This is a genomic window from Enterococcus camelliae (assembly GCF_042685105.1).
Lineage (GTDB): Bacteria > Bacillota > Bacilli > Lactobacillales > Enterococcaceae > Enterococcus_G > Enterococcus_G camelliae.
On record NZ_JBHUMO010000037.1, the window covers coordinates 22,352 to 32,565 of the forward strand.

Sequence of the window (10,214 nt, forward strand, 5' to 3'; positions counted from 1 at the left end):
TTATGCTTCTATTAATAGCCCGTGAATTATATTACGATTTGAATTCATTTATTAGCTGATACTTCGTTGCACGTCCTTGCCCAACTTTTTGAATCTTATTTTCTGTTTGTAACTCAGCCAATGCCCGTTCTATCGTTCGCTGGCTAATATCCGGCAACAAACTCTCTAGATCAGCCCTACTTAGAGGTTCAAAGGACTTTTCTAGTTCCTCTACTACCCGCTCTGCTGGTGTTAGTTCATGGTTAATAATGATTTCAAAGCGTTCTGAGAAGTTTTCATACGCACGCAAAATGATCCCCACAAGATAGCGAACAAACGGCGTATAATCTTGCTCATTTTCCAGCCATCCCACAGAACTTGCCTGTAACGCTTCATAGTAGGTTTGTTTTGATTCTTCAATCAGCATCTCAATACTAATATACTTGCCGACTAGATAGCCTGACTTGTACAGCAGTAGTAACGTCAATAAACGGGACATCCGCCCATTCCCGTCACTAAATGGATGAATTGAGAGAAAGTCTAAAACAAAGCAAGGAATCAGCAGTAACGGATCAATCTCAACTTTCTGAATTGCTTGATTGTATTGGTAGCACAACTCTTCAATTAGGTCTGGTATCAAATAAGCTGGTGCTGGCACAAAACGAACGCGCTCGTTACCATCCAGATCTTTTTCCGTAATAACATTATCGCCACTTTTAAACTTACCTTTGTAACTTTTAGCCGAGTAATTATAAAGATTTTTGTGTAACGTTAAAATATCGTTGGGCACGACGCGAATATACTCGTAACTATCATGAATCAGTTTCAACACATCTCGATAACCGGCAATTTCTTCTTCATCCCGATTACGAGGCTGTACTTTTTCCGCTACGATTTGCTTCAAGCGGCCATCTGTTGTCGCAATTCCTTCAATCTTATTAGATGCCTCTGTACTTTGAATCAAAGCGAGATTCGTTAGCTTATTTAAAATCTCTGGTTTTGTGGCAATATACAGTTCTTGCTTCCCCTTATACTCATGAATTTTGGTCAGCATATTCAGCAGATCATGACTAAAAGTGAGCTTATTCAACTCCCGGTAATCAAATTCTTTCACCGCCATCCACCTCTTTTCTCCGCCATTTTATCTTATTTGGCGGAGAAAAACAAATAATGGCGGAGAAAATAAAAAAATTTTCTTTTAACCCTGAATAATTCATAGTCAACCAGTCACGGATTGCGATTCCAAGATAAAAGCGATTATATTACTCTCTCTCATCTAACTACTATCATAAGTTACAATTTTTTCCACCTTCTTGATTTTTATAAAAGAACTGTACATCAAATGAGACATACTCAGACTTCTCTTTTATTGAATCCGGCGCATCTTTAAAAAATATTCTGGATGATTTCGCCAGTTTTATGGAAATTTAATCTATTTTTCGAATTCATGTGACATTTTTTGTTAACAACATAAAAAAGACACCCTCCAAAAATTGGAAAGTGTCCGTATCGTTGTAATGAATGGTCCTCGATTTCCTTGAAATCTCCGTCCCATACTGTATTCGTAAGGCAATAAATTGCCAACGACTCCAGCGATTAACGCTTAGAGAATTGAGAAGCTTTACGAGCTTTCTTAAGACCTGGTTTTTGCCTATAAATAACTGAATTAGATTGAATATGCTTTAAAATCAAGCGTTCTAGACAATTCGTAAAAGTTTAAATTCCAACTAGTTTCACATGATTTCAAGCTATCCGTACCTAATAGCGTACACAAAAATACCTTACAAACCAGAACACAACTACTTTTATAATATAACAAAGAAATTTAACCTAAAAATCATTAATCGCATTAGCCATAATCCTTAAGAAGTGCTCCTTCTCAGGTGCTTCTTCAACACAATATAAAACCAATGACTTTCTTACATAACTGAATCTTTTGACTTTAACGAATCCTTTCGCATTGGCGAATAAACTAGAAAACTCAACGCCAATCAATTTTTTCATTCTCTAAGTGGGTGGAGCATCATCATAGTCAAGCAATCAAATTTAAAAATAACAATTTCATCACATCAAGAAAACTACAATGTCAATAACTTTCAACAATTTAACATGACCAAAACGAATTGTTTAGTTTTCTTCTAATAAATCTAAATCCTCTTTATCCAAAGTTTCAAACAGAACCATCTGAGGATCGTATTTATTTCTGTAGCACTTTGCAACTTCAATTAACTTCTCTTTAATATCATTATTAGATTCTACACAAATTTTATAAAGTATTTCAAACCTTATTACTCGATTATTTACCTTGTTGATTCCTTCTGATGAAGCCAACTTGTATTTTTTTATACTTTCATTTATTTCACTTAGATCGCTTTGAGAGAAATCTAAATCATATTCATTTCTAAATCTATTATAGGCTTCTACAAACAATTTAAACTTTCCAAATATATCTTGAGAAACTTGCAAATCATTTTCAATCATTTTAAACGCAACACTAAACATCGTGTATAATTGAGCTTTCTTTGATAAAAAACTTTGAGTTGATTTATCTAATAAACTTGATATAATGTCTATGGCTTGATCAACTTTCTTCCTTAATTCTCCACTTTCATCAAAACTACCACAATAATCAGTATAGTATTGTGTAATTTTTTTGTCGTCAGTTTGGCCTACAATTCCTTCATTAGCTAAAATATAGATTGAGCAACAATATCGCACATCTTGCATTCTTCTAGCATCAGCTGCACTAAATACTCTACAGTCTTTCCAAAAATCTAATTGAGATAACGCTTCTGAAACATCACCAAACACACTCTCAATACTGTTCAACTTCTCTTGAGAGTTAAGACTATAATTGGTAAGATTCAGTCTATAAAACATTTGTTTTATTTCTTCTTTACTAACCTCATGATCAATGTCTACTACGAAAATTTTATATTTCCAGACTTTTACTTTTTCCTCATCAGTCAGTTCGGTAAAACGTTTGCCTCCGTACAATGATTTTATATTGCCATCTAACAGATATTTTTCATTTAGTGGAAAATCATCATTTATAAATTCAATAATTGCAGCTATTCGCTGCTGTCCATCTACAATATGCGTAATTGTTTTACCTGTTGAGGGATCAGTTTCAGCTGGCCAAAAATAAACTTCAGGAATCACATATCCTAATAGAATTGTTTCTATCAATCGAACCTTATCTTGTGGCATCCAAACTTTACGTCTCTGATAAGTTGTATCTATGATAAGATTTTCTTTATTTACCTTTTCATTAATTAAATCAACAGTTTGAGAATTTCGACTAAATAATTGTGGCATTATTTTTCTCCTTTCTTATTTCATTTAATGATTGAATATGATATTCTTCAAAATCTTCCCAACTTCGATATAAACGGTAAGTAATGTCTGGTTGAATATATAAATCTCTTCGAAGTATTTTCTTTGATTCCGAAGAAAGAGCATTCCATTCTTTTCTACAACCGTCTATTAATTCTAAATTTTTTTCATTTATATAGCCACGATATATCCCTCTCGAAATTTTACTATAGTGAGCTTTGTTAATTGGACTGTAAGATTTTCGAAAAAGACTCCAATAATTTTGAAAAAGCTTATCCGATACGATAGCAATGTCTATATCTGATTTTTCTTCATCAAAAAGTCTGAACAGTTTATCTTTTTGGCCAGTCTTTGGTGCTAAACTACAACCAATCTTACTACTTCCAACGATAGATATATTATGAAAACTTATTTGCAAGGACTGACTGACGATTGTTTTAAAATCATCGGTCAACCTTATTGAATCCTCTTTGTCTCTACCAATTACTTTTTCAAAATACCAATTATCAGAACGAAGGATATGTTTTGAATAGAATTCATTTGAGGTCAGTTCTTCTATGTCAGACTTTATTTCATCCAAAGTATAAACCAAAACAAGCTCTCCTTGTATATTATATTTAAGATTTTAATCTTCCGATTTGTTGAGGAAACCTTATAAACCTTTGTTATCTTTTGGCTAGTCTTTCTTATATCATTTTATTTAAAGATAGATACTCCTTAATGGTTGTAGCTATACCTTCAGAGAGTAAAAATGGTACACCATTACCAATTGTTTTGAACATATTAGATAGGCTCATATCATGGGGCAACTCAAATTCAGAAGGTAATGATTGAATTGCAAGTGCCTCTGATGCAGATATTCTTCTTATTTTATATGGATGTAAGTGAACTTCGTTATTCCCATATGCAGCAGTAGGAGAGTATCTCCATCGATGCAATCGCTTATAAGATTTCTTGCTAACATCACCTTCAGATATGGATTTCATTTTCGTTAATCCTGCACGTGGTCTAAAATGATCATAAGTATTCGGATGATTATAAACTTCATTTTTTTGGAACCAATACTCAACAGTAAGCTCTGGAATACACTCGTTTGGACATATAATGTGTTTATTAGGGTTAAAATCATCCACAAGCGGCCAGTTGACCCTTCTTATTTCGTCCATCTCATATCTAATTTGATTTTCCCATGGAAAATCTAATATCTCACTATTTTGATATTGCGTTTTATTCAATTTTTTTTTCTGTAATCCAAAAAGAAAGATTCTTTCTCTATCTTGAGGAACTCCGAATTCTAAAGAGTTGGTCAATCTATCAGTAGTGCAGTATCCTGCACTATGTAGCTTATGTTTAAACTCTTCGTAGAATTCTCTATGCCGCGAAGTTTTCCATAACCCTTTTACATTTTCAAAAAGAAAGAAATCGGGTTTCATATCAATGATTAGGTCAACGTAATTCATCGATAATTTCCCATTCTCTCCCTCTCTACCTTTATTCTTACCTCCTACAGAAAAATCTGGACAGGGTGGTCCCCCAATAAATCCAACAACCCTATTTTCTTCCCTAACCTCTTTAATATGCTTCATAAGTTCTTTTCTCTGACCAGTAAAATACTCATTGATGTCAAGATTTTGATATCCAAATCTAGGGACTGATAAATTCATTTTCTCTCTTGAGTAGATATAAGCTTCTAAAAAAGGTGCTGAAATTTCATTAACTAATTCTATATCGTACCCTGTTTTTTCAAACCCTAAATCTAAAAAACCACTACCTGAAAAAAAGGAAAAAATGGATATTTTTTTCTGCCTATTCAAAATTCTATTCTCCTTATTTCAATATCCGGCACATCATTTAAGAAGTTATTCGGAATATTGTTATCATCATATACACAATGTTCATCCTATTATACTCTATTAGCCAATAAAGTAGATACATTATTCCCAGCGTTTGATTAAAAATCCTTAATCATACTGTATCTTCAAAAATAGCATGAAATCTACAGAATTTTTTTGTTGATTATTCTTTCTAATAAAATTCATATGATTTTTATTAGAAAATTTTTAAACTTTTTTGCGTATATTATACTGAGGATCCAATACGTTAACAATTTGAGCTAACCCCTGGACTTGAAGAAGCAATTCTGTTATACTCTCTCATAGAGAAATCCCTTAAAGGTGGTGCACACGATGCCGTACGCAATTGATTTATTCTGTGGTGCTGGTGGATTTAGCGAAGGAATTTTACAAGCTGGTTTTGATATTATTTTCTCCAGTGATAAAAGTCCGATGGTTGAAGAAACTTATACAAATCGTCACAAACAACTTGGCTTCATCGAAGGTTTTGATACACATTTTGAATTAGCAGATATTAAAGAATTGACATCTGAGATGATTTTCGACAGCATCAATAGCTTGAAGTATGGAAATAAATTTAAAAAAGGAAACATTGACGTAATTTTTGGCGGTCCTCCATGTCAAGGTTTCAGCCGGCTTGGAAAACGTAATGCTAGTGATCCTAGAAATATGTTGTTCCATGAATATCTGAGAATTATTAGAGACTTACGTCCAAAGTATGTAGTTATGGAGAATGTTACTGGATTACTGGATATGTACATGCTAGATTTCCCAAGTGTTTTATCAGATAACCTTTATGATGGTCAGAACCTCGTAAAAGATATTTTAAATTTAGAACTTAAAGATCTTGGCTACACTGTCCTAGACGTCCAAGTATTGAACGCTGCAAATTTCGGTGTACCACAACAACGAAATAGAGTTGTATTTTTAGCGTACCGTAACGATGTTCACCCTATTCAATATCCAACAGCTACTAATGAAGACGTATCCATTTTCGATGCCTTTGGAGATTTGTATGAAAAGAACCCATGGAAATACTCTACTAACTATTCATCTATTAGTAAAAACGGGCGAACAAAATCTATTAAGAAAAAAATTCCACTCAGTAGGACTCAACTAACTAATATGGAAGTTTCAAAGCATGATGATACAATTGTCGAACGTTTTTCTTTATATAAACAAGGAGAGAATCGTAAAAAGGCTGTTACTCGATTAAGACAAACAGGAATTAATCTCAAAAAAGAGTGTCCTTACTTATTCTATGATAGTCTTTTTCAATTAAATTCAAATCAAAATACTAAAATAGTTTATCAAATTATCAGAGACCTTAATCTAAATAACATTCAGGTGAATGATAAGTGGATTTATTACACTAATCGACAGCTAGCACTATTATTCCAATATCAATCAGAAAATATCGAGAATAATTTCAATCAAACACTCTGTTCTTTAGCAAAAAGATTATCTGCTAGTATTTTCACTACAAAAGTGTTTTGGAATAAAATCAGTCCAAAGCTTAACCAAACAATTACCGAAGAGGAATATTGTGAATCATTGTTAAAAGGTAAAATTACTGATGATATGGTTGAAGCAATTTTTACTAAGAAAGGTATCCGAACAAGATTAAATTCGGAATCTATATCACCAACAATGGTCACTTTACCTGATGATTTTATCCATCCTTTTTTCGATAGAATACTCACAGTTCGAGAAATGGCTCGCCTACAATCATTTGATGATAGTTTCGAGTTTCTCGGTAAGAGAACAACCGGGGGAAATAAGAGAGCGCAAGAGACTCCGCAATTTACACAGGTAGGTAATGCTGTACCTCCATTATTAGCAAAAGCTATCGCAGATGAAGTTTATAAAGCTTGTAGTAAAACAAACAAAAAGCTATCTAATGAAAATATTTGAGGAGTCTAAGCGACTCCTCATCTTTTATATTAAATCAACTTTTTCCATACTACCAAATAAAAGTGATCTCATCTTATTTTTAATACGCCATGCGTTCCCATGATTTTTTCCAGAATACGGTCCACTCGGTGTTGTATAGCCTCTCCAATCATAAGTAACAGCTCCTGACTGAATCAATGATAAAAACGTTGAAAATTGAGGAGAACGAGACACCTCTGCTGATTCATATTTAAAAGCAGCAGTTTCTCCAATCATTTTAGTTTTTACATCTAACCATATTGTTGTTTTATGTTTTTTATGAAGTTCTTTTTCTAATTCATCAAATGTCCAAAATGCTGTGACTTCGAATTTTCCAATATGATTCACTTTTTTTAATTCAATTATTCTATCTTCCTCATTAACGTATAAAAAGAATCCAAATGAATTTTGCGGTACCTTCTCTGAACCGATTGTTATATACAAACTTTTATGCTCAGGATGTTTATCTGATTCATAACCATATAATCTAGCAAAAACAGATACTCTACTTCTATCTTTAGGTTCATAACTAGCTACTGGTGTTCCTTCAAATCGAGGTCTCAAGGTAAATAAAGTATCCATTGTTTTTGAAGTTTTCGATTTAATTTCAATCAAGCCTTCAAAATCAGCTTCTTGACTGTTATTAGCTTTAATTCCCAAAAGTTTCTCGAGTGTATCTCCTGCATCTCTGGGAGAAGGTTTCCCAGTTCTAAATTCATTTATATGATACCCAAATTTTGCAATATCACGAACCTTAGAAATCAGTCTTGCTAGAGCTTCATTAATAATATTGATGCCGAATACTTCTCCAAGAATCTCATTAGTAGGAGTATTACGTGTTACATTAAGCACGACTAAATGTTGATTGACAATAGTCATGTATAATAGATCTCCTTCCCTTATCAATCCAGATTTCACTATATCGCTAATCCCGTAAATCGAAAATCGCCGATCTCCCCGTTTATTATTCACACGATAAAAATTCATAATGTGCTCCTGAGTCCAGTCATTAAAAAGGAAACTCGCACTTAATTTGATTCCATTCTTTCCTCCGAAAATTAATTTTTCATAATCTACTAAATTTTTTTTATATAACATATCGCGAAAAATTGCATTGGCATCAGTATTATTCTTCTCCAGCATAGTAGACGTCAAACGTATTAAAGAATATTCCCAGTCATTGTATTTATGAATTTCATTAATGACTTCCAGTTCATCAACATAAGGTGTAAAAATCATCCTTCTTATCCTCCTCTTGTAAATAATTCACTAATACTCATCTGAGTTACTCTAGAAATAGCTTCAATTGTTAACAATTTCGGATTTGTCTCATAACCTGACAAAATCTTACTGATTGTTGATTCGCTCAAATCTGGATAAATACTCACCGCATTATGTCTTTTACCATTAATAGATTTACTAAAATTCCCTCTTAGTATCTGCAAATACTCATCTTGAGAAAGGTCTGTATCTTGAGACCAATCCATGTTTTCACTTCTTACAAATAAATCTAATAGTTTAACGTCAAGAGAGTTAGCTATTGAGTAGAGTGTAGAAAGTCTGGGATTATAATCTATTGTTTTCAAATTTAATATGTCAGACAGAGTTCGTTCAGAAATATGAGACTTCTCTGAAAGCTTCGAAGTGCTTATACCTCTTTGATTCATTATGAAATAGATATTCTGTTTAATATAAGTCTCCATAATCATCCTCCCAATTCCATATCTTCTAAATTAGAATACTTTATAAAACCAGCATTTTATTTCTTACACTTCATTTTTCAATGGTTTTTCAAAGAGAATATCTCTGACTTAAGGCGAACAAGCAAAAAAACATCTAGGATCGATGGCGAAGCCAAATCGATTCTAGATGTTTTTTGTGTTAGCCCCGGGTGTTTATGGCAGAATAAAAGTACACACATGATAAACCTTTAAATACATTCAATAAAACTATATTTAGTATAAAAATAAACATATAAATTATTTTCCAATTGAGTTTCAATTTTCTAGGATATACAACCTCTATCCATTCATTTTTTATAAACATCCTACATCCCCTTCTTTCTATAGTGTTAACACAAATATACATATTGTTTTCTAAAAAAATATTTAAGTCGCTAAACCTAAATATTTTTTCCTTCAATTTTAGAATGGTATTCTGCAAATACTACTAACTTTATTACATAACTAAGTCTTATTAATCTTTTGCCTGATTCTTTAGAACGCCAAGTATCTTGGTAAGTTTCCAACCCACTTAAAATTTCATCATCTATATATAATCTTGGCGTAACTGTTGTTTCCTCTGAATAGTCTACTTCCGATAACTTTCTTTTCATTAGTTTTTGGATTTTACTCCAATCTTCCAGATAATAATGTTTCGTATTTCTATATGCTTGTTCTATTACACTACCACTTGTTACTTTCAAAATTACATTACAAGATACTCCATTTAAAACTTCAGAATTAATACTAAATAAATCTTCTTCTAATTTTGAAATAATCCCATTATTTATTTCTTCTCTTAACTCTAATTCTTTGATATTGATTAGTTCATCAATCCATAATTTAGTTTCATACGCTAGACGAACTGTTTTATTTACTCTTGCCAAAATTAATTCTCCAATCTATTTTCTTTATTCCATAGCTCCTCTGCACTTTTTGGCCATTCACTAGTTTCTTTATTATTCAATTTTCCTTTTAGATACTTACCTCTCTCCTCAATACTTCTATTAACTCTAAAAAGAAATTGTTCGATCTGATATGGTTTTGTTATTAATACTGAACTAGTGTATTTTGCAAGGCTTTTATACATAAAATTGCAGAGAAAAACTACACAGCGCTGCATCCTGAAATGATTCTTTGATTAGTTTGATTTTGATAGAGCATTTTTTAATCGGAAGCTCTCACCGGTGAAGCTTAGAATGTGTGCATGATGAATCAGACGATCCACCAATGCCGCTGTTAATCGAGGATCAATGAAAATCTTATTCCATTGACTGAACTCTAAATTACTAGTTAAAATGACGCTTTTTGTCTCATACCAATCACTGATTAATTGGAAAAGCAGCTCAGCTCCTTCCTTAGTAAAAGGGACATACCCCATTTCATCAAGAAT

Annotated in this window: 9 protein-coding genes; 1 reads left to right on the top strand and 8 read right to left on the bottom strand. The window is 32.6% G+C overall.

The window, feature by feature from the left end:
• Positions 1 to 31: 31 nt before the first annotated feature.
• From ACFSR0_RS05525 to ACFSR0_RS05540, 4 genes are all read right to left on the bottom strand, one after another.
• Positions 32 to 1,099, bottom strand: coding sequence for a Fic family protein (locus tag ACFSR0_RS05525; RefSeq protein ID WP_379980716.1), 1,068 nt, complete (start codon positions 1,097 to 1,099; stop codon positions 32 to 34).
• A 1,007-nt stretch (positions 1,100 to 2,106) separates the two neighbouring features.
• Positions 2,107 to 3,297 (bottom strand): DUF262 domain-containing protein, encoded by a 1,191-nt coding sequence (locus tag ACFSR0_RS05530; protein WP_379980718.1) that lies wholly within the window; start codon positions 3,295 to 3,297, stop codon positions 2,107 to 2,109.
• Positions 3,281 to 3,907: a hypothetical protein gene (locus ACFSR0_RS05535; RefSeq protein ID WP_379980720.1), complete on the bottom strand. Its 627-nt coding sequence runs from the start codon at positions 3,905 to 3,907 to the stop codon at positions 3,281 to 3,283. The genes ACFSR0_RS05530 and ACFSR0_RS05535 overlap by 17 nt, the downstream gene beginning before the upstream one ends.
• Before the next feature lie 94 nt (positions 3,908 to 4,001).
• Complete coding sequence (locus tag ACFSR0_RS05540; RefSeq protein WP_379980722.1) at positions 4,002 to 5,129, bottom strand: DNA cytosine methyltransferase; 1,128 nt, start codon at positions 5,127 to 5,129, stop codon at positions 4,002 to 4,004.
• Positions 5,130 to 5,501: 372 nt separating this feature from the next.
• Between ACFSR0_RS05540 and ACFSR0_RS05545 the strand changes: the two genes are divergently transcribed.
• A complete protein-coding gene (locus ACFSR0_RS05545; RefSeq protein WP_379980724.1) occupies positions 5,502 to 7,082 on the top strand; it encodes a DNA cytosine methyltransferase in 1,581 nt (526 codons plus the stop codon).
• A 24-nt stretch (positions 7,083 to 7,106) separates the two neighbouring features.
• On the opposite strand, the gene ACFSR0_RS05550 is transcribed toward ACFSR0_RS05545, so the two are convergent.
• The 4 genes from ACFSR0_RS05550 to ACFSR0_RS05565 all read right to left on the bottom strand — a co-directional run.
• A complete protein-coding gene (locus ACFSR0_RS05550; protein ID WP_379980726.1) occupies positions 7,107 to 8,339 on the bottom strand; it encodes an MvaI/BcnI family restriction endonuclease in 1,233 nt (410 codons plus the stop codon).
• 5 nt (positions 8,340 to 8,344) lie between these two features.
• Positions 8,345 to 8,803, bottom strand: coding sequence for a helix-turn-helix domain-containing protein (locus ACFSR0_RS05555; protein WP_379980728.1), 459 nt, complete (start codon positions 8,801 to 8,803; stop codon positions 8,345 to 8,347).
• 419 nt (positions 8,804 to 9,222) lie between these two features.
• Complete coding sequence (locus ACFSR0_RS05560) at positions 9,223 to 9,708, bottom strand: hypothetical protein (protein ID WP_379980730.1); 486 nt, start codon at positions 9,706 to 9,708, stop codon at positions 9,223 to 9,225.
• Between the two features lie 254 nt (positions 9,709 to 9,962).
• Positions 9,963 to 10,214, bottom strand: a 252-nt coding sequence (locus ACFSR0_RS05565) for an ATP-binding protein (protein WP_379980732.1), incomplete at its 5' end; no start/stop codon positions are given.

Excerpts from the sequence above, each read along its gene's own strand:
- ACFSR0_RS05525 (WP_379980716.1), bottom strand. The coding sequence starts at position 1,099 with ATGGCGGTGAAAGAATTTGATTACCGGGAGTTGAATAAGCTCACTTTT.
- ACFSR0_RS05530 (WP_379980718.1), bottom strand. The coding sequence starts at position 3,297 with ATGCCACAATTATTTAGTCGAAATTCTCAAACTGTTGATTTAATTAAT.
- ACFSR0_RS05545 (WP_379980724.1), top strand. The coding sequence starts at position 5,502 with ATGCCGTACGCAATTGATTTATTCTGTGGTGCTGGTGGATTTAGCGAA.
- ACFSR0_RS05550 (WP_379980726.1), bottom strand. The coding sequence starts at position 8,339 with ATGATTTTTACACCTTATGTTGATGAACTGGAAGTCATTAATGAAATT.
- ACFSR0_RS05555 (WP_379980728.1), bottom strand. The coding sequence starts at position 8,803 with ATGGAGACTTATATTAAACAGAATATCTATTTCATAATGAATCAAAGA.